Below are 25,550 nucleotides of genomic sequence, written 5' to 3' on the forward strand. Positions count from 1 at the left end.
TTCTTATTTATTTGAAATTAACTGTCTGCCCCATGTTGGTGCAGCACTGCCCATAGAAGTTTTACTGTCAAATCCGTTTTTTGCTTTTTGCAGTAGTACATCAGCGTCAGCTTGATTTCCTGATTTTTCTTTTATTCTTGCCTTTAGAATGGCAAGCCTTGGATTGTTTGGAGAGGTAGCCTCAGCTTTTGCGACTGCCTGAGAAACAATTTCCATATCCTTTTGTGTGTCACCTGATGGACTCACCTGCATTTTCTGGAAATATAGCAATCCTAACAGAATATTAGCTTCGGCATTGTCCTGCTGAGCATTAAATGCCCCTTTTGCAAATTTTCTGGCGAGAGCGTTAGCGCCCGGAAGATCTTCATGCATGGTTTGATTTAGCTGAATCTCTGTTTTAAGATACATAGAAACTGCGGCATAATAATAAGCTTGCCATCTGTCATTCTTTTTGTATCCTGTGAATTTGGAAAATTTTTGGAAAAGGTTGTCGTAGTCGGCTTTTGTTTTAGCTGTATTTACTTGTGATATAGATTGTTGGAAGTCTTTTTCTGAGTAGGTTTGGGCGTTTACCCAAAAGCCAGCCAAGAAGAAGCCTGAAATTAGTAGAAATTTTTTCATAAGGGGGGATTTTATACGACAAATATAAAAAATTATTAAATTTTAATTAATGTTTTTAAGTTTTATTTAATATAACGTGGAATATGTGTTTAATATTGCATTTTTCGTAGCTTAGGATTCGTACTTCCGACAAGTAAGGCAATAAGAACCGTCATACTTCCTCCGAATACTACCGAACGGACCACGCCCAGTAGTTTTGCAGATAACCCACTTTCAAATTGTCCCATTTCATTGCTGGACATGATAAAAATTGAATTAACACTGAGTACACGTCCCCTTATATGATCAGGTGTTTTCAATTGTACAATGGTTCCACGAATTACAACGGAAATACCATCCAGCATTCCACTCATCACTAAAAACATAAATGATAACCAGTATATATGAGAGAGTCCGAATCCTATAATACAAAGCCCGAATCCGGTAACCACACCAAGTAATATTTTTCCCTGATTTTTTCTCAGTGGAACAATGGAGAGAATGGTGATGATGCACATGGAGCCAATATCTGAGGCTGCATTAAGAAGCCCGAAACCTTCAGCTCCCACCTTTAATATGTCGGTAGCATAAACCGGGATCATGGCTACGGCACCTCCAAACAGTACGGCGAACATATCCAGACATAATGCTCCTAAGATTTCTTTAGTTTTGAAAATATACGAAATACCTTCCCTCATACTTTCCACAACATTAATATTCCCTTTTTTATATTCAGAAAATTGTTTTTTCAATTGCCAGAAAAATAACGAGGCGATAAAAATGAGCAGGATGATAACCACAAGAGTCCATTTTACGCCAAAAAAACCAATAAGGAAACCTCCTATGGCGTGACCACAAACAGAAGATATTAGAAATGTAGCTTGATTAAGGGTGACAGCATGAGGAAGATTCTCCTTTTTTACAATCTTAGGAATCATCGAGGGAACGATGGGACCAATAAACGCTCTTGCAATTCCCGTAAAAAAAATCACACTATAAATAAAATAGGTGATCTGATGCCCGCTAAAATGCATTTCAACATTGAAAAAAGCTGGAATAAGCAGGAGCCCGATGAGAAAAATATAAGCATAGTTGCAAATGAGCAAGAGTCGCTTTTTTTCATTCATATCAATTACGTGTCCTGCATATAGTGCGCAACTGACAGCCGGAATTACTTCCGAAAGACCAATTAATCCTATTGAGAAAGGATCTTTTGTTAACTGGTACACCCACCACCCCAATAAAGTGGCAAGCATTCTGAAGGCTAAAACAATGAAAAATCTTCCGGTAAGTAGATTTCTGAATTCAATATTTTCTAAGGTTTTTAAGGGAGTAAAGGAAATCATACGCAAAAGTAGCTCTAAATATTTATTTAGAGCTACTGAGAAGTTGATTTTTCAAATGATAAATCAAATGTATTTTGAAAGATAAAATCTATTTAGTCTGCCCTTGAAGCACTCACTACGATGGCCGCAGCCGCGGCTGCACCGATAAGCACTGCTCCTCCTGTTACCCTTGCTCTTGATCTGTCTTTTACGGCAGCAACATTGGATTTTGGAATAATTACTTCTGTACTGTCTTTTTTACCTGCTGTTCCTACGATATTATCACCCTGGATATTACGGAATAACATTTTTTGTTTTTTAGAACCGTCTTTCATAGTGACAATGTATATTCTTCCCGCTTCCAGATTAGAATAATTATTTTTTGAAATATCTTCACTGTACTTTGTAGTAGCACATGAAGAGATTAAAAATAAAGAGGTAAGTAAAGATGATTTTAAAAGTACAGATGCTTTCATTATTTTTATTTAGTTTTTCAAATTTATAATTTTTTTTGAATATTTGTTTTTGGAATTGAAAAAATGTAATTATAATTTGTAAATTTCCAATAAATCAGCAATTTTTCTGTCATTTGCCAATCTTGGTATTTTATTTTGTCCTCCCAGTTTGCCCTGAGATTTTGCATATTCCTGAAATGCATTTTTTTTCAGAAGCGTAATGTGCAGCTTTTGCAAGATGTTTCCTGAAATAAGATCATCATAGTAGGTGTTACGTTTGCGTAGCTGATTATCCAGTTCATCCTTGAAAAGTTGAAGGTTTACAGGTTCTTTTTCGAATTCGATCAACCATTCATGATATGGGAGTCCGTCAATGGGAGTTACCTGCGGAGCCAGATGGAACTCTGTAATCTGAGCGGGAAACTTTTCTAAAGTGGCTTTGATGGCTTCCTCTACTTCGTAAGCTATGACATGTTCTCCAAAAGCGGATGTAAAATGTTTTGTTCGCCCACTTACTAAGATCCGGTGAGGATTTTTGCTGATAAATCGCACAACATCCCCGATAGAGTAAGCCCAAAGTCCGGAATTGGTTGTTAATATCAAAGCATAATCCTTATTTAGTTCAATATCCTTTAGTGTTAATCTTCGGGCATCCGGTTTCCCGTATTCCTCTAACGGAATGAATTCATAAAAAATACCATGATGGGTAAGAAGGAGTAGTCCTTCTTTGGTATAGCTATCCTGAAACGCAAAAAAGCCTTCTGAAGCAGGAAAGGTTTGGATGATATCAACCGGTCCGCCCAGAAGATCCTCCATTTTATCACGATACGGCTCATAGTTTACTCCTCCGGTAACAATAAGCTGAAGATTTGGAAAAAGTTGTTTGATCTTTTTACCATGCTTTTCAGTAAGCTTTTCAAAATACATGATGAGCCATGGCGGAATTCCCGATATCAGGGTCATATTTTCTTTCTCTGTTTCTTCTACAATTTTATCAACCTTGGTTTCCCAATCTTCAATGATATTCGTTTCCCAGCTTGGGAGACGATTTTTTTGCAGATAGTTAGGAATGTGGTGGGCTACAATGCCTGAGAGACGTCCTGTCTTTATTCCGTACACTTCTTCAAGAACAGGGCTTCCCTGCAGGAAAATCATTTTTCCATTGACGAAATCAGCGTTTTTTTTCTGGGAAATATAATGGAATAATGCACTTTGAGCTGCTGCTACCTGAAAGGGCATCCCTTCTTTTGAAATGGGAATGTATTTAGATCCAGAAGTTGTTCCCGAGGTTTTGGCAAAATATTGGGGCGTTTCAGGCCAAAGGATATTTGCTTGTCCTTTTTTTACCCGTTCGATGTAAGGCTTTAAATCTTCATAATCGGATACAGGTACTTTTTTCTGGAAGTCTTGTACAGACTGAATATTTTCGAATTGATGTTCTCTTCCAAAAAGAGTCTTTTTTGCAGTATCAATCAGTGATAAAAGCAATTTTTCCTGATCCTTTTCTGCATTCTTTTTGAATTCTTCGGCTTTTTGGACATGTTTTTTTGCCCAGGCCAGTGCTATATTTTTCTTTAGGAAGCTTAACATGGTTCAAATTTATAAATAACTAAATAATCTGAGAATACTTTTATGGAATATGAAATAAAAAAAACCGATGATAGCCCCATCGGTTCTTCGAAATTTGATTATGAAAATAACAACTATATGTTGAGTTTATTTGTTGGCTTTATACCTTTTATCTGGTGTGCCGTCTTTTTTTAAATGTTTGTTTGCTTTGTATCTTTTATCAGGAGTTCCGTCCTTTTTCATTTTCATTCCATTTGAAGTAGCAGCAGATTTAGTTTCAGTTGCTTTCAATGTTTTTGGCGCTTCCTGAGCTTTCAAAGTTTTCGGAGCCTGCTGAACAGTTTTAGTTGCAGTTGCCGGAGTTGTTTGTTGAGCAGTTGCAAGACCTAATCCTAAGATTAATGACATTGCGGTTAATAATTTTTTCATAGAATTACATTATTTTGGTTTTGTTGAGTAAAGGTATGCAAAAATCGTACAGATAGATCTAGTATATAGAAACTTAACTAAAGTTTATTACAGATTAAAAAAAGATTAAATGATCGCAGATATTAAAAGAAAAAACCTGTTTCTAAAAAGAAACAGGCCTGTTAAAAAAAATAATTATTATCGTGTACAATTGGCTGTCCACGTTTTGCCGTCTTTAAGATAAAGGATCTTTAATTCATTATTATCAATCCTTATATAAGAGGTTGCGCTGGAACCAATCATAACTAAACTATTATCACCTTTTTGCTCAAACTCTATTCCATTAAGGTCGGGAATGCCGTTTGAAAATCGAAAATTATACTTTGTACCGCTGGCGATTTTGGTTACAAATACACTACCGTCATTGGTGCTTGTATTTGTTGAACCACCGTCGTTATAAGATACGCTTCCACGGTATGTGCCTGCGAAGAAATCATTGTTTGCAGGATCATCATCCCTGCTACATGATGCTATAGTGACTGCTGCAAAAAATGTCACCATAAAAATGCCCAGAATTTTAATTGCTTTTTTCATAATACTATTTTTAGTGTTGTTATATTCGTATGAATGAAGTTTTCAAACACTGTGCCATGAAGTAAAATGGTTAGTTTTTTAACTTTTAATTAGAGTTTTTAGTAAAAAGATGCTATTTAGATTATCGATGGTGGATTATTTTGATTTTTGAATAATTTGCTATTTTATTGGGTTGGAAAAAATATAGCTACCTTTGTTCTAAATTAATGAACGGTTTCGGAGAACTTCCGAAATCGATTTTGTCGTTTATACCGTTATTACTTATGCAGTTAAAACCTATTCATGAAAAATTTCTTCCGGATTTACTACAAAAAGAATTTGGCAAAGAAATTTTCACACAACTGGAAGCGAATCAACACATCTCGGTAAAAGGGAATGCAGGATCTTCCACTTCTGTTTTTGTGGCAGAGCTTTTCCTGACCCAAAAGAAGAATATTCTTTACATTATAGATGATAAGGAAGATGCTCTTTATGCTAATACGGAAATGGAAGATCTGTTGGGTAAAGACAAGGTTCTTTATTTTCCTGCCACTCATCTTGAACCCTATCAGGTTGAAAAAACTCAGAATGCAAATCTTGTTTTAAGAACAGAGGTTTTAAATAAAATAAATTCCGGGAAATCTCCAAAAGTAATTGTAGCATATGCCGGAGCTTTATCAGAGAAAGTTCTGAAAAAAGAAGATTTTAAAGCAATTTCACATCATATCAAAGTAGGAGATCAGCTCGATTTTGATTTTGTGGATGAACTGCTTTCCCATTATCAGTTTCAGCAGGCAGATTTTGTATCCGAGCCTGGGGAGTTTTCAGTAAGAGGAGGAATTGTAGATGTTTTTTCTTACTCTAATGAAAAGCCTTATAGAATCACTTTTTTTGGTAACGAGGTAGAAAGCATCAAAACTTTTGACATTGAAACGCAGCTGTCGGTAGATAAGATCAAAGAATTTCAGCTTGTTTCAAATATGAACTTTTCGGTTTCTGGCAGCCGGGTTTCCTTACTTCAGCTTCTGCCGAAAGAGAGTTTTGTGATTTCGAGAAATGGAGTGGTAGGATTGCAAAAAATAAGATCATTCTATGAGAAGTCGTTGGAAAAGTATGAATCTTTAAGTAAAGATATTGCTCACAGGACTCCTGACGAATTGTTCATTTCCGATCAGGAGTTTTTATTTGATTACAAGAAGTTCAAAACAATTGATTTCAGCAGTGTTGCTATTGAAGGGCTTAACACTTATGAGATTAGTATAGAGCAAACTTCCCAGCCTTCTTTTCATAAAAATTTTGAATTATTAATTCAGGATCTGGAAGAGAAGCAGAATGACGGTTTCGATACCTGGATTTCGTTTTCAACAGAAAAACAAAGAGAACGACTGGAGTCAATTTTTGAAGAACTTGAACATCAAATGATCTTCAAAAGCTTTAAATCTGAACTTCATGAAGGTTTTGTTGATAATAACCATAAAATATCTGTGTATACCGATCATCAGATATTTGACCGTTATCAAAGATATAAGGCTAAAAATACTTTTGCTAAATCTGAGCAGCTTACCCTCAAGGATCTTATGTCTCTTAAAGTCGGGGATTATATTGCCCATATCGATCATGGGATCGGTAAATTTATGGGATTGGTAAAAGTTAATAATGATGGGAAAATTCAGGAATGTTTTAAACTTACCTATAAAAATGGAGATTTACTTTACGTAAGTATTCATTCACTTCATAAAATATCAAAATATAACGGGCCTGATGGCAAAGAAGTTGTTCTGAGTAAATTAGGATCTCCGGCATGGAAGTCTTTAAAGCAAAAAACAAAAGCAAAAGTAAAGCAGATCGCTTTTGATCTTATCAAACTTTATGCACAAAGAAAAACCGCTCAAGGTTTTGCTTATACCCCGGATTCTTATTTACAAAATGAATTGGAAGCCAGTTTTATTTATGAAGATACTCCGGATCAGGAAAAAGCAACGATTGATGTGAAGGCGGATATGGAGGCTAGTACTGTGATGGATCGTCTGGTGTGTGGAGATGTAGGTTTTGGCAAAACAGAAGTTGCAATAAGGGCTGCGTTTAAGGCAGCAACAGATGGTAAACAGGTTGCGGTTTTAGTTCCAACGACAATTCTTGCATTTCAGCATTACAGAAGCTTTAAGGAAAGACTGAAAGATTTTCCGGTGAATGTTTCATACATCAATAGATTCAGGTCAGCAAAACAAAAATCGGAAGCTTTAGAAGGATTAAAAAATGGTAAAGTAGATATCATCATAGGAACGCATCAGCTTGCCAGCAATAGTGTTAAGTTTAAAGATTTAGGCTTGTTGATTATTGATGAGGAACATAAGTTCGGAGTTTCCGTAAAAGATAAGCTGAAAACGCTTAAAAGCAATGTGGATACACTTACACTGACGGCGACACCTATTCCGAGAACTTTGCAGTTCTCCTTAATGGCTGCAAGAGATTTATCTGTCATCAAAACACCACCACCTAACAGGCAGCCGGTAGATACTCAGATTATCGGGTTTAATGAAGAGATTCTTCGTGATGCCGTTTCATATGAATTACAAAGAGACGGACAAGTCTATTTTATCAACAACCGGATTGAAAATTTAAAAGATATTGCGGGACTCATCCAGAGATTGGTTCCGGACGCCAGGGTTATTACCGGTCATGGCCAAATGGAAGGGAAGCAGCTGGAGCGGAATGTCCTTGATTTTATGGAGGGCAAATATGATGTACTGGTCTCAACAACTATTGTGGAAAGTGGGGTAGATGTTCCGAATGCCAATACGATATTTATCAATGATGCTCAAAGGTTTGGTATGGCAGATCTCCACCAGATGAGGGGAAGGGTTGGACGAAGTAACAGGAAAGCTTTCTGTTATCTGATCACTCCTCCTTATGATATGATGACTTCTGATGCGAGAAAGAGATTGGAAGCTATTGAACAGTTTTCAGATCTTGGAAGTGGATTCCAGATTGCCATGAAAGATCTGGAAATCCGTGGCGCAGGAGATTTGTTAGGTGCTGAGCAAAGTGGATTTATTAATGAAATGGGATTTGAAACATACCAGAAGCTGATGCAGGAAGCTTTGGAGGAGTTAAAAGATGATGAAGATTTTGAAAACCTGTTTGACAATGAAGAGGACAGGCAGAAACTTTTTAAATCTGTAAAGGAAGTGAATATAGATACCGACCTGGAGCTCATGCTTCCTGATTTCTATATCTCTAATACAGAAGAGAGGTTATTGCTGTATCAGAAGATTGCAGAAATTGATAATGAAAAAGATCTTCAGAAATTTGAATCCGAATTGATAGACCGTTTTGGGCCTTTACCGGAGGAAGCTGTTAATCTTTTAAAAAGTGTGTCTTTAAAATGGCTCGCTGCAGACATTGGATTTGAAAAAATAGTTATGAAGAATGGTGTGTTTTTAGGGTATTTTCCAGGTAATCCACAAGATAAGTTTTATCAGACAGAAAAATTCAGGCACATTATTAATTACCTTACTCAAAATCCTTCGGAGGCTCAATTAAAAGAAAAAATAGGAAAAGAAGGGAATAATTTAATGATGAGAAAAGATAAGGTGAAAAATGTAGATGAAGTAAATATTTTGTTGAGGTCTATATTGCAGCTATAGCCCTGTTTTAAAGATAATTCTACTTTTCGTTACGAAGAATTCTATTAATACATAGGCATATTTCTATGGTATAAATAATTAAACTATAGGGTTTTATATTAAAATTGTGTACCTTTGTGCCGCTTATTATGAAAAAAACTATGTATTACTGCATAGCAGGGCTTTGCTCTGTCTATGCTCACGCGCAGGTGGGAATTGACACTAATTCACCAAATTCGACTCTCGATGTAAACGGGAAAACCACCTTAAGAAAAGAATTAAGAGTGGGAGGTACTCCTACTCAAGTTGGAAATGCCGGACTAAACGGACAAGTTTTAGTTTCGCAGGGAGAAAATCTACCTCCTGTATGGAAATCAATCAACGTATCTTTTATGGAAGAAGGACAGTACAAATTAATTAACTCGTACTTGTCTCTGGATCAAAAAGGAATTACCAGTCTATCTAATGGTGTGGCAGGTGATATGATCTATACCAATGTTGTTGGGGATAATATAACCGATACCAGCAAGGGTAAATGGGTGAAGATTGAAGGCCTTGAAAATAATTTTACAGTTAAAAATCCTAAAAACAGGATTACTTACCAATTCCAGACAGGGATTGAATTGAAAGCTCCCGTGGCTACTACTTCCCAGAATATAAGCTTTACATGCGGAGTATTCAGAGGAGGTAAGCTTGTTGCTGTTCGTCCTGATAAGGTCTCTTCTACAAATAATACAGACAAAGGAGGATTTCAGGATTATATTTTTACACTGAATTACACTGAGCAAAACGTTCCCCTTGGTGCTCAGAAAATTGAAGTGGCTTGTAGAAAAATTGAGTCTTCTGATGTGAACAGCCAATTTTCGATTGGACGTAACATTTCGAATTCCAATACAGTTTCTAATGCCTTTACTTTAGAATCGGATCTAAAGATTGATATTATTGAATACGTAACCTACAAAGCCAACTAATTATGAAAAATATATTATCGCTTCTATTCTTATCAATCGGGCTTTCTGTTTCTGCGCAGATAGGAATAAAAACAGTAACTCCAAGAGCAAAACTTGATGTAAACGGAGATATTAACCTTCGTAATAAACTGGTTGTTTTAAATACAACAGACAATAGCCTCGTCCAGGGGACAAATGGCCAGATATTGGTTTCACAGGGAGAAAATTATCCTCCGATTTGGAAAACACTTAGAATTCCTGAATATGAACCTAATCAGTTTTACCTGATCTTTAATAACTCTTTTTCAGATAGAACAGGTGTTACTTTTACTGGAACTGAGGAATCTTCTACAAGATCTACACGATCTACGAGCTTTGTAAAAGGGAGCGACTTCAGCACTTTTAATAACTTTAAAAAGATCAATGCTTTATCTCAGCCGTTCCAGGTATACAGTACGGATAGTAAAACGTATTTTCAGTTTGAAACTGTAATTCATACGAATTTCCCTGCTAATGGTGCTACAGATACTTCGATTGATTATGCTTGCGGAATCTTTGTAGATAATAAATTGGTGAACCTAAGACAAGGGAATATTAAAGCCAGTACTGCAACAAATACCTTTTTGACACATAATCAAATCGGAATTGCTTCGAACCTTACAAAAGGAACACATACAGTAAGTGTTGCTTGTTCAAGACTACAGTCATACAATACGAGTAATGTTACTTTAGGAATAGGAATCAATGTGGCAACTAATATTGACAGTTTTATTGCACAGTCTTCTCTTAAAGTGGACGTTTACGAAATCCCTCAAGTCTTTAACACCATTTTAAATTAAATCATGAAAAAAATATTTTTAATAACATTATTATTAGGTGTTGGTTTGTCTAAAGCTCAAGTGGGAATCAATACTAAAACACCTGTAAACACATTAGATATTAATGGAGATGTCAATGTAAATAAAGAATTGAGAACAGGAGGGACTAATACCGTAAAAGGGAACGCAGGAAATGCCGGAGAGATTTTTCATAACAATTCCGATATGGTTAGTAACGATTGGAAAAGTATAAAGATTGCAGACGGACAGGGTAGTATGGCTTTGTTTTCCATCAATACGGTTTCTGATAAAGTAGGTGCTACTTTTTCAGGGGCAAACGGTTCTACATCACCTTATGCAGAAAATGCGGCACTGGATGCTACTTGGACAGTTCTGACAGGAGCTGTTGATACTTTTTCTATTACCAATGCAACGAATAAAGTAGTGTTTACTTTTCAGACAACGACACAAAAAACAGCTAATGCAAATTCTTCAATAAGTTATGCTTGCGGAATTTTTGTGAACAATACGCTTAAGGCTGTGAGAACAGACGTTTTGGTTGGAGGTGATGGTACAAATAAGATTTTCAATCTTAATGCTACACTTACTAACCTTACTCCTCAGAATAACTATAGCGTTAAAGCAGCATGTACTAAAAGAAACCTGAACTCCGGAACTTTAGGAACAGGAAAAGCTGTAAATACAACTTATTTAAATGATGATATGGCACAATCAGTACTTACTACTCAGGTACTGCAACCTTACTAATCATTAATTTTATCGATAAAAAAACAAAAAAACTAAAAGCGGGTCTTTTAGTTTTTTTGTTTTATAGCACAACTTACTTATAAGTAAATAGCTCTTCTAAAGATATAGTCTACAGTGAAATATGTTTTTTTGCCCAACTTTTCTCTTCAGAATATCTAAAGTACAAGAAAACCTGCTTATTTGATTGTTAGTTTTCTTATAATATAAATAAATATATGCTTTTTGTTTAAAAAAAAATTATATTTGTGAAAAAATAAATAATCCCCTTGGAAATGAAACAACTTTTCTATTTTATTTTACTGTTTGCTGGTTTTTCTTCCATTCATTCGTGTAAAGATCTTATTGATGAAGACGGAAATCCACTTGTTGATTTACATAACAATACCGGACTGACAGGGCCTAGAGCTTTGTATAGAGAAATTACGGATGCTGATACCATTGCAGAGTATCATTACAGTGGGCTGCTTTTATCCCGTGTGCTTACAGATAGTGCTTCTATTACAGATATTATGTATAGCGGAGATAAGGTAAGCAAGATTGATTTCAGAGGTTTTCTTGATTTAGATAATAATGGAAAATTAGATAAGGATAGTGTTTCGTATTCTCAGATTTTCACTTATGGTGTATCGGGAAAAATAGATAAGGTATCTGAAAGCCGTTCAGTGTTCAGGAGAACACCTCCGGTTATTCCGGGAGATCCTCCAGGTCCTCAAACTCTTTTCAGAAAAACCAAGACTCTTTATAATTTGAAATATGCAGCTTCAACAAGCAAGCTTGACAGTATTATCATGAGATCAGGAGAGGATGTTTCAGGAGTTCCGTTTGTTTACAAAAACTATTCAAGAACTGGGTATACTTATTTAGGGGATAATGTAAGTAAAGTAGTAAGACATTATGGCCCGATGAGTAATGACGTATTTGGCGCACCAACAGGTAAACTGGGTTATGATTATGCGAACTTTGACACTCAGATAAGTGCATATACATTGCTTCCTTTTGCTTATAAAATATCTGTGATCCTTTCTACAGAAATGAATGATAAGAGAAGTTTGATCCTATCTCCAAACAGTCCTAAGAGAATGGCGATAACGGATCTTACGACACCTATTCCTGTTCCGGCAGTGTTCAGTACAGATTATCATTACGATCCGCAGACTTACGTAACAAAAGGGTATGGAATAAATTATATCTACAAGCCTTTATAAAATTTTTTTAACAATAGATCAACTCAATTCTTTAACGGATTGAGTTTTTTTATTTTTTATCCCTTAATTTTGCAAAAAATTTCAAATGAAATATTTAATAGTCGGACTTGGTAACAAGGGTGCGGAATATGAAAATACACGTCATAATATAGGATTCAAGGTTGCAGAAAAAATAGCAGAAAGTCTTGAAACTTCATTTAATACAACCAATTTCGGATGGATGGCAGAAGGGAAATATAAAGGTAGGAAAGTCTTTATTTTAAAACCGGACACTTATATGAATCTTTCTGGTAATGCTGTAAAATACTGGATGCAGAAAGAAAATATCCCTCTGGAAAATATATTAATTATTACGGATGATCTGGTACTTCCTTTCGGGACCTTAAGAATGAAAATGAAAGGATCTGATGCGGGACACAACGGTTTAAAAAATATTAATGAAGTTCTGAAGACACAGAATTACGCACGGCTTCGCTTTGGAATTTCTGCGGACTTTACTGAAGGGAGACAGGTAGATTATGTTTTGGGTACGTGGAATGAAGAGGAAAGAGAAAAATTGCCAGAAAGAATTGAACAATTTTCAAAGGCCTGCCTTTCATTTGTTTTTGCGGGCATTAATAATACAATGTCAGCTTTCAACGGAAAATAAATCAGATTTTACATAAAACAATAAACCTCCGTCAGGAGGTTTTATTATTTAGCAACAACAATATCCTTTACAATTTTCTTTTCAAAAAAATTCCTTTCACTGGTTGTAAAACGGTAATTATGCTCCTGTTCAAAAAACTCTATTGGAGTTGTGGGAGAGTTATCAGGTTTCCATTTAATAATCATTGTGGGTTCCTGAGCGGAGTTGATATCGCTTTCTGAAAACCTGAATATCGTATTTAACAAAGGACTACCGGGATTTTCATTAATATCTGATTTTGCTTTTTTAGGTTGTAACTGGGAAAGGTCTTTTAGTAGTAGTGAAAAAGGTTTACCAATGTATTTTTCTTTGTTTGTTTCAAATTTTTTAAGATAAGCGAGGGTATCTGTAACTTGCTTTTGTGCTTTTAAAGATCCGCTCAATATTACTAAAATTCCAATCAGAATGAAGTTGTCCTGTAGTTTCATAAGTTTGTCTGCAACATTAATTTTTACGCATCAAATGTAAGGAAAAATTGAGCCTTGAAAATTCTTATGCTTGAAATAAAAGAACCACCGGGGTGCGATGGTTCTTTATTGTGAATTTAAAAATTAATTAATCTAAACTATTACATAGTAATATCTGAATACTATAACCAGGTTACAGCACCTGTTTCAACATCGTAGTTCGCTCCAACGATTTTGATTTTACCTTCATTTTCAAGGTTTCTAAGCGTTGAACTTTGTTTACGGATGTCTTCGATAGCATTTTTTACATTCTGATGATTCAGTCTTTCTAATAAAGAACTGTTTTTTGATGAACGTTCTTCATTCTCTTCAATCACTTCATTGATGATCGGATCAAAATGGTTAATCAGGTGGTTCAGGTTATCCATTCCCATTCCTTCGATTTGTGCGGCATCAAGTCCTCCTTTTAAGGCACCACATTTGGTATGCCCTAAAACAACGATAAGTTTGGAACCTGCAACATTACAACCGAACTCCATTGATCCCAGAATATCCTGATTTACAAAGTTACCGGCAATTCTGATGCTGAAAACATCACCCAATCCCTGGTCAAAGATTAGCTCTGCTGAGGTACGGCTGTCTATACAGCTTAAAACAACTGCAAAAGGCCACTGTCCTTCACGGGTAGCATTTACCTGTTCCAAAAGGTCTCTGTTAGCCTTTAAGTTGTTTACAAATCTTTGGTTTCCTTCTTTTAAAAACTCTAAAGCTTTCTCGGGAGTAATCGTTGATTGGGTTTCGTACGTATGTGCTTTCATATAATTTAATGGTTTTTTCAAATTTTAAAGTTAAAAAATAATTGTTGATAAATGAGCTTACATAGCTCTTCTGTGTGTAACCAGTATGTGTGAATCTTCATTTTTTTCGTAATCTCTGTACGAGGTTTTGAAGCCCAGAAGCTCTACCGTTATATCCTCTTCTTTTGCGCGGATGTTGGCAAAATCCTGGATCATTTCTAAAACGTCTGTCGCTATATATGAAGTATCCCTGGCATCGATGGTTACTGCAGAATTAGGTTTTATATTTTTAAGTGTTTTTTTGATGGCTGCTTTGTTTAAAAAAGAAACTTCTTCAGCCAGTTTGATATTGATTTCGTCTGCATCATCCAGATTCTCCCTACTAAGGTAATATGCTCTTTTCATATTTCCCTGGAGGATGTAGAAAATGGAAATGGCAAGACCTATTCCAACTCCTTTTAACAAGTCTGTTGCCACAACAGCTACAACTGTTGCTAAAAAAGGGATAAACTGAAATTTTCCCAAATGCCAGAAATGTTTGAATGTAGCCGGTTTTGCTAATTTATATCCTACTAAAATTAATACGGCGGCTAAAGTTGCCAAGGGTATTAAATTAAGTAGAAATGGTATGGTCAGTACGCATACCAGAAGCAGAACACCGTGAATCATTGCTGAGAGCTTTGATGTTGCCCCTGCATTAGCATTTGCCGAGCTTCTTACAACAACGGAGGTCATAGGTAGTCCGCCGATAAATGAGCTGACAAGGTTTCCGATTCCCTGTGCTTTAAGTTCTAAATTGGTATCTGTTATTCTTCTCTGTCTGTCCAGCCTGTCAGATGCTTCAATACAAAGCAAGGTCTCAATGGAGGCAACAATAGCGATCGTTGCACCCGCGATCCATACTTTGGGATTTGTAAATCCGGTAAAATCCGGTAATAAGATTAAATTTTTAAAATCATCAATGGATTTTGGAACAGGTAATGAAACCAAGTGTTCTGTTTTTATGGCCAGTGGGCTTCCAGTCATTTTAAAAGTTTCATTTAATAGGATTCCTGTAACTACGGCAACCAATGCTCCAGGAAGCATCTTCATTCTCCTAAGTGCGGGAACTTTATCCCAAAGCAGAAGAATACTCACTGATACTACTGTTACAAGAACGGCTCCCGGATGTATGGCCCCGAAAAGCTCGGTAAAGTAATTAAAGTTTAAGCCATTGTCGAAAATAGATTCATGTCCTTCGTAGTCTTTATCGAATCCTAATGCATGGGGAATCTGTTTTAGGATAATAATAATTCCTATTGCCGCAAGCATTCCCTCAATTACATTATTAGGGAAGTAGTTGGAAATACTTCCAGCTCTTGCAAACCCTAAAATCAATTGAATAAATCCTGCAATAATTCCTGCACAAAGAAACAATTCAAAGGCGCCAAGATCTGTAATGGCTGTTAAAACAATTGCTGTTAAACCAGCTGCAGGGCCGGAAACAGAAATGTTTGAATTACTTATTGTTCCTACGACCAGGCCACCTACGATACCGGCGATAATTCCGGATAAAGGAGGTGCACCTGATGCTAAAGCAATTCCTAAACAAAGAGGAAGTGCTACTAAGAATACCACGAGTCCTGAAGGGAAATTTTCCTTGATTCCTCCTATTAATGATGTCTTTTTCATGATGTGAAGCTGTGAGATATAACCAGCATATTTGTCTTTAAATAAGCTAGTTATAAAGATTGAAAATTTAATTTTTAAAGCACGTATGTATTCATTATCAAAAAAGTTGATAAGGAATAGGTATCAAAAAACTCTAACTATAAAAATTAAGCTTCGGGAGGCGGAGAAAATATGGTTAATAAGGGAGACAGGTGAAAATCATCATCCACCAATACAAAAGATCTGTCTTTTACGTCCGGTTCAAAGAACTTGAGATAATCAAATACATCTAATGTTTTAGGAAGTGTTTTTTCGTACACTGTAAAAGAAGTAGGATGGGAGTGTGGTTCTTCTTCATTGACTATTATATTGGTTCTCAGTAAATCCCAGCCCGCTACTGCAGCAATGCTCGGCAAGGCTGTAAAGTTTAGGAAAACCGTCAATACAATAATACTCCAGAATTTCATTTCACTCTTTTTTGGAAAAACTATTTTGTTTTTCTGTTCATGACCCAGTCTGATTCGGTTAGATTATATATTTTCTGGATGTCTTTCAAAACCTTTTCAAAGTCAATGTCCAGATCAATAATTTTTCCGGTTCGAAGGTCGAAAACCCAGCCATGAACTATAGGATACTCTTCTAATATGTATCTCTCCTGAACACAGGCCATTTTGATTACGTTGATACATTGCTCCTGAACATTAAGTTCTACAAGCCTGTCATAACGTTTTCCTTCATCCTGAATTGAATCCAGTTCAGTCTGGTGTAATCTGTAAACATCGCGAATATTTCTAAGCCAGGGATTTAATAATCCTAAATCCTGAGGGGTCATCGCTGCTTTTACTCCACCACAATTATAATGCCCACAAACAATAATGTGTTTTACTTTTAAATGTTCTACCGCATATTGAATAACCGCTGTAGAACTCATATCCAAAGTATTTACAACATTGGCAATGTTTCTGTGGACAAAAACTTCTCCAGGTTTAGCTCCCATTAATTCTTCAGCTGTCGCCCTACTGTCCGAGCACCCTATATATAGGTAGTCCGGATGTTGGGTTTTGGCTAATTCTTCAAAGAAAGCCGGATCCTGTGAAATTTTGGATTCGACCCATTTTTTGTTGTTTTCAAAAATAACTTCGTACGATTGGGACATAAAATAAATTTTTAAGGTTTATAATTATTCATTTCGTTTAAATTATTTTCAAATCCAATAGATCAAATCAATAATTATGCAAAAATATAATTTTTGATGAAAAGTTGATCTCTTTTAACAAAGTTTAATATTAAAATATGCTTAAAATCATACATCTGCTTTAAAATCAGGCATTATATCTTATTTTTAATACTAATTATTGACTTTTTCAAAATTTAAACGGAACAAAAATCTAAATAAAAATACGAACAATTAGACAGAATGTGTGGATTTAAGAATTAAAATATTCTTAAATGCTTAAAACATGCTTTTCAGCAAAGCGGAAATTTTATACTTTGTTATTGATATATCCCTCCGTAGCATCTTCTTTGGGATATATTTTTCCAGGATTACCTACAACTACAGAATTGGAAGGAATATCAAAGTTAACATAGGAGTTGGGTGCAATTAGTACATTGTCTCCAATAGTAATTCCACCTACGATTACAGCGTTAGCGCCTATCCATACTTCATTTCCAATAGCCGGAATTCCTGTGTTTTTCCCCCGGTTTTGCTGGCCAATGGTTACACCTTGGGCAATGTTACAATTAATTCCGATCTTGGTTTTAGGATTAATGACCAAACTTCCCCAATGTCCTAAGTAAAACCCTTCTCCAATTTGGGTTTCCGGATAGATCTGAAACCCATACTTTATCTGGTGGTGCCTTAATACAAATCTCCAGAATGCTCCGGCAAGGGATTTCTTTTTGTAGGATTGGGCTTTTCTAAGTATATAAATAAAATGGAGGTTGGGGTTTACACATTTAGCCCACATCTCAAATTTAGAAAGCCATTTTCCATTTTCGCGGTAGAAGTCTTTTTGGATAGTAGTATATTGATCTGGCATATAAATTATATGTAGGGTTAGAAAGATAAATTTATTTATAACTCATCTAAAATACGGGTTATTTTCTGTACGGAATTTTTAAGGTTAAAAGGCATAAGGTAATTATTCAAAGCCTCTTTATATTGTAGAAAAGTATCTGGATGTAATAAAGCCTGCTTCATTCCGGAGTAGATGCCTTCTTCGGAATTATCTACGATCATACCAAGTTCCCCGTTGTTCAACATTTCCTCTACCCCGGAAACATCTGTAGCAATAATTTTCTTTTTTAAAGTTATGGCCTCAAATAAAACCGTAGGAAAACCTTCATATCTTGAACTTAAAATATAAAAGTCGGCACTTTTGAAGTAGGGATAAGGGTTGTCCGTAAATCCTAGCATGGTTGCCGTTTCATCTATTCCAAGTTCCGATTTCAATTTTTTGATGTTTTCAAAATCATATCCGTCTCCGATAATTAAAATCCTATGTTTTAAGCCTTCATCAATAAGTCTTTGGTGAACTTTTAAAAGTCTGTCAAATCCTTTTTGTGGAAATACGGTTCCCACGGAAACAAAAGTGGGTACAGACGAATCAAAGCTGTAATCATCAATTGATTTTTCTGCTTTTTGTAGAATTTCCTCTGTGTCAAGAGGGTTGTAGATCTTAATAATTTTGTGTTTCTCCGATTCATTTTTTGCTGCCTTATAAAATAGCTGTTCAATCTTTTCAGAAATAACCAGTATTTTATCAAATCCGAAAAATTTACGGATTTCATCATGGGTATATCCTTTGACTTGTGATAAATCATTATGGATCCAGACGATTTTTTTAGATGATTGAAGAGGAGAATTTAGAATTTCATCCCGCATTCCGTGGATAGCGGCAAACTCAATGTCGTATTTTTTATTTTTTAATTTACCATTGTAAAGAAGAGACGGAAATCGGTTTAGTGATTTCTGATAAATAACACGGATTGCTTTTTTAGGAATATCCTGTATACGGTTTGTAGTGATCATTTCACCTTTATTAAGGTAAATGACATTGATCCAATCCGGGACTTCCGGTAAATACTTTCCAGAGTATAAATTTAAGAGTAAATCAATTTCATAGCGATCAGAAGGTAAATTTTTTAGAAAAGTTACAAGTACTTTTTCTGCGCCGCCGTGACGTAGGGAACCAATTCTGATAAGGATCTTTTTCTTAGGCACTATTTCGAAGTTTTGAACTTTTGAGGTAAATTCAATTTCAGCCACTGGTTAAGCTCTTTTCTATTCTTTTCAAGATGGATAGGATAGTCAATCGTGGTTTTTTTTAGAACATCAGCATAATCTTCTATTTCGCAAACATATTTGGCGGGATTTCCTGCGTAGACAGTATGTTCAGGCATTGATTCGGACAAAACTGAATTAGCTCCGAGAACACAATTATCTCCTATCTCAACATTTTGTAATATTACCGAATTGCTACCGATGGCACAGTTTTTCCCAACTTTTATCCATCCGAAATTTCTTACCTCTTCATAGCCTTCCAGCTTCCTGATATTGGCAGTAGCTCCTGAATGAGTTACAAACGTTACCCCAGAGGCAATTCTTGTATCATCTCCAATTTCCACGAGAAATGGTTCGGAGCCAAAGGAAACATTATTTCGTATCACTACATTCTTTCCTAATTTTAGCCCGCTGTTTTTGCATATTTTAAGGTAAACGGAATGTTGGAAATCCTGAGTAAGGGTAGATATTTTATTAATAATCTTATATATCATCATAGTAAAACAAAGTTAGAAATTATTTTATAAATTTGTCCCTCCAAATATATAACACAATGAAGATCGAACATTTTTGCGAACTGCTTCAGCAAGAACTTAACGAAAAAACTACAATAACTGCGGATACGCATTTTAAGGAATTAGAGAGCTATGGATCTCTGTCAGCAGTTTTGGTTATGCAGTTGGTTGAAAATCAATTTGGCGTAAGCCTTAATCCAAGATCTTTCAGAAGTATTAATACTATAAAAGATTTAACGGAAGCCATAGGAAAAGAGAAGTTCGACTAGTCTTTTAAATTCTTTTTCAGAATAACCTTTTTGATACTGGGGTAAACTTTATTTTCCTGAGTGTCTATTTCCATTGTTTCATATTTGGAAAATCCAAATTTAGCATAGTATTGTATAAGATGCGGGCTGCTCTCTAGTACATCTATGTAAAGTTCATCAGTAAGATTTTTCATCTCCGAAATGATGTGCTTTAATAAAAATTCCGCCACCCCTTTTCCTCTGAAGAGATCATCTACAAAAACATATTGGATCAGGTATTTGTTTTCAGAATAACTTTTGGTCTCAGGTAAGTTTTTTGCCTTATGTATGAATGAAGATAAATGATCACCTTTCAGATGAATCGGAAATAATTCACTTTTATTCTGATAGTAATTGACATTGGTAAGGATCAGTGCACAACATCCTGCAGCTATCCCATCCACTTCTGCTATGGTATATGTATTCAGAGATAATTCAGTATCGAAGTTCTCATCATCTAAAAAAAATTGATTAAGATATTCTTTAGTCGTATCAATGTCGCTTCCGAAAATATTGCTGTAAGTATCAGACAGTGATATTGGATGGCTCTCAATGGCTAATATTCCTTTTATGATCAAGGGAATGTCATCTTTTGTGGCTTTTCTGATGCTGATCATAACAAAGTCTTTTTTAATTCGTTTCGGTCTATTTTTCCGGATGTATTGACCGGAAACTTTTCGAGTTTAATGATTTTTGAAGGAATACAATATTCCGGAAGATTATCTTTCAGGTGAGAAAGAATTAAATCTTCATTGATACTTGGCTCATTGATAAACAAGACGAGAATATCATTATTGTTTTTGTCCTTGTGAATAACAGCAACACTGATTGCATTTTCCAGTTTTTCATTTGAAAAATATTCGATTTCTGCTAACTCTACTCTGAAACCATTGATCTTAGCCTGAAAATCGATCCTGTTCAGATAGAAATAATCTCCTTCATTATCTTTTACGCACCAATCCCCTGTCCTGTAGAAAGTTGTATGATCTCTTTGAATAAATGCTTCTTTTGTTTTTTCTTCATTTTTCCAATAAGAATTTGCCAACAATTTTCCGGATAATAAAAGTTCTCCTTCATTCATTTCATTGTCAGAAAAGCTCATTGTAGAGTTGATAACCGATTTTCCGATACTTATGATGCCATTTTTTTCTTTTATCGGGTCTTCCACTTTATAATGAGTGCAGAAAATTGTATTTTCTGTTGGTCCATATACATTGTAGATACTGGCATTGGGTACGAAATCTTTCCACCCGGTAATCTGCTTTGTCAATAATGCCTCACCACAAAATAAATTTAGCCTTAAGCTTTTATTTTTTATTTCGGGATCAAGGTAAGGTATGATCAGATTTAAGATGCTTGGAACCATTAAGGCTATCGTAATTTTATCTGCTTCTAACAGGTCCAGGATCTGCAAAAACTTAGTTTCTTTTTTATGAAGACCAACAACCGTTGCTCCGTTTAACCAGGGAATCAGATAACTCATTACCGAAAGGTCAAATGTAAGCTCAAACATTTGCAGCACACGATCCTCAGAATTTAATTTTCCAAAAGTTGAATGGAAAGCATCAGAGAAATAGTATAAATTGGAGAACCTGATAGGAACACCTTTTGGCTTTCCTGTACTTCCGGAAGTGAAGAGGATATAGGCGTTATTATCTATGGAAGACTCTTGAGGTAGTGTAGAAAGTACCCCTTCAGCCATCTTTTTTGTGTCAATCAGCTTAGTTTCATAGTTCTCTGTTATTTCAGCTGATGTAAGGATTGCTTCTATATCCGCTTGCTGAATAACATTCATATTCTTGCTGAAAGGAAATTCTGGATGTATGGGAACGTATGTTTTTCCTGCAAACCAAACTGCAAGAATTGAAGCATACATGTATACATCATCAGTGAGATAGATTCCTACGTTTTGAGAATTTATGGTTTGTAGCTGATATCTTATTTGATGGGTCAGATTTAAGACTTCCTCATAGGTGTATTCTTTATCCTCTATGCTTAAGCAAACTTGTTTGTTGTTGAGGAGAAAAGATTGGTATAAATTTTCAATAAAGGAATTCATCTTTTGCAACTTGTGTTATGATATACTTAAGAGTTATTGGTTTTTAATTTTACTTTGATATAGATTCTCGATAATATTTTCCACACTTTTGAAAATCTTTTCATTATCAAAGCGCTTTTCAATATCCTTCAGGTTGTCCTGTATATGTTGGACAAGCTCTTTGTTGGTTAAAAATTCCCTGATACCGTTGTACAGACCTTCCTGGGAATAATCTGTCAGGTAACCGGATTCTTTATGGGTAATCATTTCAGGAATTCCCCCCACGTTGGTTGCTAGTATGGGTTTCTGGAGAATCAGGGTTTCCGCAATAATTAATGGCCATCCTTCGCTTTCCGACGGCATGATATAAAAATCTGCATTGGAAACGTATGGGTATGGATTCATTTGGGTACCTAATAGCTTGAAAGAATTTTTTACATTTAATTCCTCAATCCTTTTGGAAAGAAGTTCATAATCCTCTCCATCACCAATAACAACAATACGATGATCAAACCCGTCATCAATTAGTTTTTTGTGAGTCTCCAATAATGTTCTGTATCCTTTTCTATAGTGCAGTCTGCCCACTGATACAAAAGTAGGGAGCTCTTCAAATTCAGGAATGAATGCTTTTGCTTTTGCTTTTAGCTCTTTTATGGGGATAGCATTCAGAACAACTTCGCCCGGAGGCAACTTAAGGTCCGGAAATTTTTCAGTCAATATATCTTTACATTGCTGTGAACCATAAATGATATAATCAAACTGTTGCATGTTTTTAAAGATTTCCTCACGGTAAGGAGCAAAGCCTTCCAATGAAAGATCTGAATGAAGCCATGCAATCTTTTTAGATTCTTTATTTGTGGAGTTTAGAACGGCTTTATAAATGCCGTATGTAGTTGCAATCTCTACATCATATTGATCTTTTAAAATCCCATCCGTAAGCCTGGGATTTTTGTCGATCTTATTAAGTCTAAATTTTCTTCTAGCCAGTTGAATTTTTTGAATAATCGGATTTTTTGAGAAATCTTCTTTCCCTTCCGCGATGTAAACTTTTCTAATGTTGTCAGGAAACTCATTCCGTAACTCTCCCTGATTAAGGCTTAAGCATATTGTGAGCTCAAATTTATCCTTGTTCAGGTTGTTGAGCATACTTAATACTACTTTTTCCACACCGCCAATCTCCATAGAGCGATGTCTGAAAAGAACTTTTATTTTTTTATTATGCTCCATTATTCTGAACTTTTGTATAGATAATTTTTTCTATGAAGTGTGTTTAGTTTCAAGTATATTAATTTTTCTGCAAAAATGTTAATATTTTAATCTTTAATCTGTGTGCCATTTTGGTTTGATAATCAAGTAAACTGAAAACCTCTTCAGCATTTTGATAAACCTGGGGAACAGCTCGCCCATTTATAGATATAATATTTCTTCTTTTGAATGTATTAAAAATAACTTTTGCAAATGAGTCTTTAGCCTTTCCTTTTGATGTTGCCTGAGATACCCCATTAGGATGAAGTCTGTATTTATATAGATCCTTGGCAATAAAGTATGCGTCACCAAAGTCTAATATTTTTAAATATAGGTCCTGATCAACGGCACTCTTTAATGTAGAATCAATACCTTCAGTTTTTAAATATATTTCTCGTCTGAATGCTACAAAATGAGCAATCTGGATTGGATAATTAAAAAAATAAGGATCATTATTTAGGATCTGTTTTGCAGATTTAAAAGGATAAAGAATATTTAAGTTCTGATCACATGATAAAAATCTGGAATAGGTAAGGACTACATTTTTTTTCTGTTTGAAAACTTCTATTGACTCTTCGATAGCTGTCGGAAAAATGGCATCATCGGGATCCACAAATCCACAGATCTCACCAGTGGCAAGTTCGGCGCATTTTCGTTTGGTATAGCCTACTCCCTTATTGGTCTCATTTTCAAAAAACAAAAACCTACTGTCATCGGATATCAGGGATTTTATCATTTCTTTCTCGGTATCATCAGAACAATCATCCACTATGATAGCTTCCCAGTTCGTATAGGTTTGTTGTTGAAGACTTTCATAGCAATCTTTAAAGTAATTACCATTGTTATAATGTGCTATAAGAACTGAAAATTTCATTTTTTTATGATTTGAAAATTAATTCCTGCTTATTAAGGACTGTTGTATTAGCAGGAATATCTTTATATATGGTGCAGCCTGCTCCTATTATACAGTTATCGCCGATATTTACACCTTTTAATATAGTAACATTGCTTCCTAACCAACAGTTTTTCCCAATTTTTATAGGAGCTTTTGTAAACTCATTATGGAAAATTTTGAATTCCGGTATACTTTGGTGTGCATGGTTATGGTCATATAATTTTACATTTTCACCAAACAAAGTATTTTCACCGATAGAGATGTGGTCTAAACAATTGATAGAGCAAAAATTATTCATAAAAACATTATCCCCAATTTCAAGGATTCCTTCATCCTTAACTAAAATATGAATGTAATTTCTGAAATTAATATTTTTACCAAAAATTGCTTTTCCAATGTTTTTATAGATGATAAAGTGATTAGAAATCCCCAGTTTTATACTTCCTAAAATTACTTTGGGATGTTTGTGAAGGATAGTAATTTGTTTTTTTCTTTGAAGAGTTTCAAAAAATCGGGAAAGCATTCTTTTATCTTTGTTTATTTTTTTATAAAATTATTGGCAGATCTTTTGCAAGTACCTTACACTAATTTTTATCATTTGAGTACTAAAATTGATTTTAGTTTAAACAAATGTAACTAAAAAAAAATATATTTTTGTGTAAAGTAACACGATGGGAGAATTAAAAAGAGTTTTTACAACATTTGTAGCCTATCTTAAAAGGCCGGATCTCTATCCTGAACTGGGTAGGAAAATTTTAAAAAATACAGTTAACCGAAATAATGCGTTTAAAGGAAAGGAAAAAACAAATTTTTGGGCAAGATCAAAAGCAATTTCCCAGAGAGATGCTATAACAAAGCTTTTTGGCATAAATACATTTTCATTTGAATCCAGTTATCGTGAAATTTTAGATTATGCTGTGCAACGAGAGAAGGAGTGTCCAATAAAAATGGGAGGACCTGGAGCCTTAGAACTTATTTATTATGCATGTGAATTTTCGCAGGCGAAAAATGTAGTAGAAACAGGAGTAGCCTATGGATGGTCCTCATTGGCATCATTGCTTTCTCTGGAAAAAAGAAATGGAACCTTGTACAGTTCCGATATGCCTTACCTGGGACAAAATGGAGATCAATATGTTGGATATGTAGTTCCTGAAAATCTTAAAAGAAACTGGAAACTATTCCGTTTTGCAGATAAAGAATCTTTGCCGAAAATTTTTGTTGAGAATAAAATTTTTGATGTTATTCATTACGATTCAGACAAGAGTTATAACGGGATGTCATGGGCTTATAATGAGCTCTATTCCCATTTAAGGAGTGGAGGAGTGTTTATTAGTGATGATATCGGTGATAATTCAGCCTATCAGGATTTCTGTGAAAAAAATAATATTGAAACGACCATTATTGAAATGGATAATAAGTTTGTAGGAATTTTTATCAAGTAAATT

General features: G+C 35.1%; 27 protein-coding genes. 8 read left to right on the forward strand and 19 right to left on the reverse strand.

Annotated elements, in window-relative coordinates:
- Positions 1 to 3: 3 nt before the first annotated feature.
- The 6 genes from MTQ00_RS17400 to MTQ00_RS17425 all read right to left on the reverse strand — a co-directional run bounded on the left by MTQ00_RS17400 (position 4) and on the right by MTQ00_RS17425 (position 4,951).
- Entirely contained in the window at positions 4 to 621 is a 618-nt protein-coding gene (locus MTQ00_RS17400; RefSeq protein ID WP_273650455.1) for a hypothetical protein, read from the reverse strand.
- A gap of 89 nt (positions 622 to 710) precedes the next feature.
- Positions 711 to 1,946: an MFS transporter gene (locus MTQ00_RS17405; protein WP_273650456.1), complete on the reverse strand. Its 1,236-nt coding sequence runs from the start codon at positions 1,944 to 1,946 to the stop codon at positions 711 to 713.
- Between the two features lie 92 nt (positions 1,947 to 2,038).
- Positions 2,039 to 2,401, reverse strand: a complete 363-nt coding sequence (locus tag MTQ00_RS17410) for a hypothetical protein (RefSeq protein WP_172282280.1) — start codon at positions 2,399 to 2,401, stop codon at positions 2,039 to 2,041.
- Between the two features lie 69 nt (positions 2,402 to 2,470).
- Positions 2,471 to 3,970 (reverse strand): GH3 auxin-responsive promoter family protein, encoded by a 1,500-nt coding sequence (locus MTQ00_RS17415; RefSeq protein WP_172282282.1) that lies wholly within the window; start codon positions 3,968 to 3,970, stop codon positions 2,471 to 2,473.
- 126 nt (positions 3,971 to 4,096) lie between these two features.
- Positions 4,097 to 4,378 carry a hypothetical protein gene (locus MTQ00_RS17420; RefSeq protein WP_273650457.1) on the reverse strand — a complete coding sequence of 94 codons (282 nt, stop codon included), beginning with the start codon at positions 4,376 to 4,378 and terminating at the stop codon, positions 4,097 to 4,099.
- Between the two features lie 177 nt (positions 4,379 to 4,555).
- Positions 4,556 to 4,951, reverse strand: a complete 396-nt coding sequence (locus MTQ00_RS17425; protein ID WP_273650458.1) for a hypothetical protein — start codon at positions 4,949 to 4,951, stop codon at positions 4,556 to 4,558.
- Between the two features lie 263 nt (positions 4,952 to 5,214).
- Here MTQ00_RS17425 and mfd point away from each other — a divergent pair, with 263 nt between their 5' ends.
- The 6 genes from mfd to pth all read left to right on the forward strand — a co-directional run bounded on the left by mfd (position 5,215) and on the right by pth (position 12,946).
- A complete protein-coding gene (gene mfd, locus MTQ00_RS17430) occupies positions 5,215 to 8,577 on the forward strand; it encodes a transcription-repair coupling factor (RefSeq protein ID WP_273651072.1) in 3,363 nt (1,120 codons plus the stop codon).
- A 140-nt stretch (positions 8,578 to 8,717) separates the two neighbouring features.
- A complete protein-coding gene (locus MTQ00_RS17435) occupies positions 8,718 to 9,527 on the forward strand; it encodes a hypothetical protein (protein WP_228457018.1) in 810 nt (269 codons plus the stop codon).
- 2 nt (positions 9,528 to 9,529) lie between these two features.
- Complete coding sequence (locus MTQ00_RS17440) at positions 9,530 to 10,345, forward strand: hypothetical protein (RefSeq protein WP_273650459.1); 816 nt, start codon at positions 9,530 to 9,532, stop codon at positions 10,343 to 10,345.
- A 3-nt stretch (positions 10,346 to 10,348) separates the two neighbouring features.
- Positions 10,349 to 11,092: a hypothetical protein gene (locus tag MTQ00_RS17445; protein WP_273650460.1), complete on the forward strand. Its 744-nt coding sequence runs from the start codon at positions 10,349 to 10,351 to the stop codon at positions 11,090 to 11,092.
- Between the two features lie 272 nt (positions 11,093 to 11,364).
- A complete protein-coding gene (locus MTQ00_RS17450) occupies positions 11,365 to 12,297 on the forward strand; it encodes a hypothetical protein (protein ID WP_172282292.1) in 933 nt (310 codons plus the stop codon).
- 85 nt (positions 12,298 to 12,382) lie between these two features.
- Positions 12,383 to 12,946 carry an aminoacyl-tRNA hydrolase gene (pth, locus tag MTQ00_RS17455; protein WP_273650461.1) on the forward strand — a complete coding sequence of 188 codons (564 nt, stop codon included), beginning with the start codon at positions 12,383 to 12,385 and terminating at the stop codon, positions 12,944 to 12,946.
- A 44-nt stretch (positions 12,947 to 12,990) separates the two neighbouring features.
- On the opposite strand, the gene MTQ00_RS17460 is transcribed toward pth, so the two are convergent.
- The 8 genes from MTQ00_RS17460 to MTQ00_RS17495 all read right to left on the reverse strand — a co-directional run bounded on the left by MTQ00_RS17460 (position 12,991) and on the right by MTQ00_RS17495 (position 19,622).
- Positions 12,991 to 13,413, reverse strand: a complete 423-nt coding sequence (locus MTQ00_RS17460; RefSeq protein WP_273650462.1) for a hypothetical protein — start codon at positions 13,411 to 13,413, stop codon at positions 12,991 to 12,993.
- 161 nt (positions 13,414 to 13,574) lie between these two features.
- Positions 13,575 to 14,210, reverse strand: a complete 636-nt coding sequence (locus tag MTQ00_RS17465) for a carbonic anhydrase (RefSeq protein ID WP_172282297.1) — start codon at positions 14,208 to 14,210, stop codon at positions 13,575 to 13,577.
- 57 nt (positions 14,211 to 14,267) lie between these two features.
- The gene (locus MTQ00_RS17470; RefSeq protein ID WP_172282299.1) at positions 14,268 to 15,860 is read right to left on the reverse strand and encodes a SulP family inorganic anion transporter; all 1,593 of its coding nucleotides are present in this window, start codon (positions 15,858 to 15,860) and stop codon (positions 14,268 to 14,270) included.
- Positions 15,861 to 16,006: 146 nt separating this feature from the next.
- Positions 16,007 to 16,306, reverse strand: a complete 300-nt coding sequence (locus MTQ00_RS17475) for a hypothetical protein (RefSeq protein WP_172282300.1) — start codon at positions 16,304 to 16,306, stop codon at positions 16,007 to 16,009.
- Positions 16,307 to 16,326: 20 nt separating this feature from the next.
- A complete protein-coding gene (locus MTQ00_RS17480) occupies positions 16,327 to 16,995 on the reverse strand; it encodes a carbonic anhydrase (RefSeq protein WP_273650463.1) in 669 nt (222 codons plus the stop codon).
- A gap of 328 nt (positions 16,996 to 17,323) precedes the next feature.
- The gene (locus MTQ00_RS17485) at positions 17,324 to 17,881 is read right to left on the reverse strand and encodes a serine acetyltransferase (RefSeq protein ID WP_273650464.1); all 558 of its coding nucleotides are present in this window, start codon (positions 17,879 to 17,881) and stop codon (positions 17,324 to 17,326) included.
- Between the two features lie 35 nt (positions 17,882 to 17,916).
- Positions 17,917 to 19,065 (reverse strand): glycosyltransferase, encoded by a 1,149-nt coding sequence (locus MTQ00_RS17490; protein ID WP_273650465.1) that lies wholly within the window; start codon positions 19,063 to 19,065, stop codon positions 17,917 to 17,919.
- Positions 19,065 to 19,622 carry an acyltransferase gene (locus MTQ00_RS17495; RefSeq protein ID WP_273650466.1) on the reverse strand — a complete coding sequence of 186 codons (558 nt, stop codon included), beginning with the start codon at positions 19,620 to 19,622 and terminating at the stop codon, positions 19,065 to 19,067. The genes MTQ00_RS17490 and MTQ00_RS17495 overlap by 1 nt, the downstream gene beginning before the upstream one ends.
- A gap of 56 nt (positions 19,623 to 19,678) precedes the next feature.
- Here MTQ00_RS17495 and MTQ00_RS17500 point away from each other — a divergent pair, with 56 nt between their 5' ends.
- Positions 19,679 to 19,909 carry an acyl carrier protein gene (locus MTQ00_RS17500; protein WP_172282309.1) on the forward strand — a complete coding sequence of 77 codons (231 nt, stop codon included), beginning with the start codon at positions 19,679 to 19,681 and terminating at the stop codon, positions 19,907 to 19,909.
- On the opposite strand, the gene MTQ00_RS17505 is transcribed toward MTQ00_RS17500, so the two are convergent.
- Genes MTQ00_RS17505 through MTQ00_RS17525 form a run of 5 tightly spaced genes read right to left on the reverse strand, consistent with a single transcriptional unit; the run spans position 19,906 to position 24,628 of the window.
- The gene (locus MTQ00_RS17505; RefSeq protein WP_273650467.1) at positions 19,906 to 20,544 is read right to left on the reverse strand and encodes a GNAT family N-acetyltransferase; all 639 of its coding nucleotides are present in this window, start codon (positions 20,542 to 20,544) and stop codon (positions 19,906 to 19,908) included. The two genes, MTQ00_RS17500 and MTQ00_RS17505, sit on opposite strands and share 4 nt — an antisense overlap.
- Positions 20,541 to 21,986 (reverse strand): AMP-binding protein, encoded by a 1,446-nt coding sequence (locus tag MTQ00_RS17510; RefSeq protein WP_273650468.1) that lies wholly within the window; start codon positions 21,984 to 21,986, stop codon positions 20,541 to 20,543. Before MTQ00_RS17510 ends, MTQ00_RS17505 begins: the two co-directional genes overlap by 4 nt.
- Positions 21,987 to 22,019: 33 nt before the next feature.
- Positions 22,020 to 23,192, reverse strand: a complete 1,173-nt coding sequence (locus tag MTQ00_RS17515; RefSeq protein ID WP_273650469.1) for a glycosyltransferase — start codon at positions 23,190 to 23,192, stop codon at positions 22,020 to 22,022.
- A gap of 58 nt (positions 23,193 to 23,250) precedes the next feature.
- On the reverse strand, positions 23,251 to 24,084 hold the full coding sequence (locus MTQ00_RS17520) for a glycosyltransferase family 2 protein (RefSeq protein ID WP_273650470.1): 834 nt from the start codon (positions 24,082 to 24,084) through the stop codon (positions 23,251 to 23,253).
- 4 nt (positions 24,085 to 24,088) lie between these two features.
- Positions 24,089 to 24,628, reverse strand: a complete 540-nt coding sequence (locus MTQ00_RS17525; RefSeq protein WP_172282319.1) for an acyltransferase — start codon at positions 24,626 to 24,628, stop codon at positions 24,089 to 24,091.
- Positions 24,629 to 24,776: 148 nt separating this feature from the next.
- Here MTQ00_RS17525 and MTQ00_RS17530 point away from each other — a divergent pair, with 148 nt between their 5' ends.
- Positions 24,777 to 25,547, forward strand: coding sequence for a class I SAM-dependent methyltransferase (locus MTQ00_RS17530; protein WP_273650471.1), 771 nt, complete (start codon positions 24,777 to 24,779; stop codon positions 25,545 to 25,547).
- The last annotated feature ends 3 nt before the right edge of the window (positions 25,548 to 25,550 follow it).

This window comes from Chryseobacterium sp. B21-037, from assembly GCF_028570785.1.
Lineage (GTDB): Bacteria > Bacteroidota > Bacteroidia > Flavobacteriales > Weeksellaceae > Chryseobacterium > Chryseobacterium proteolyticum.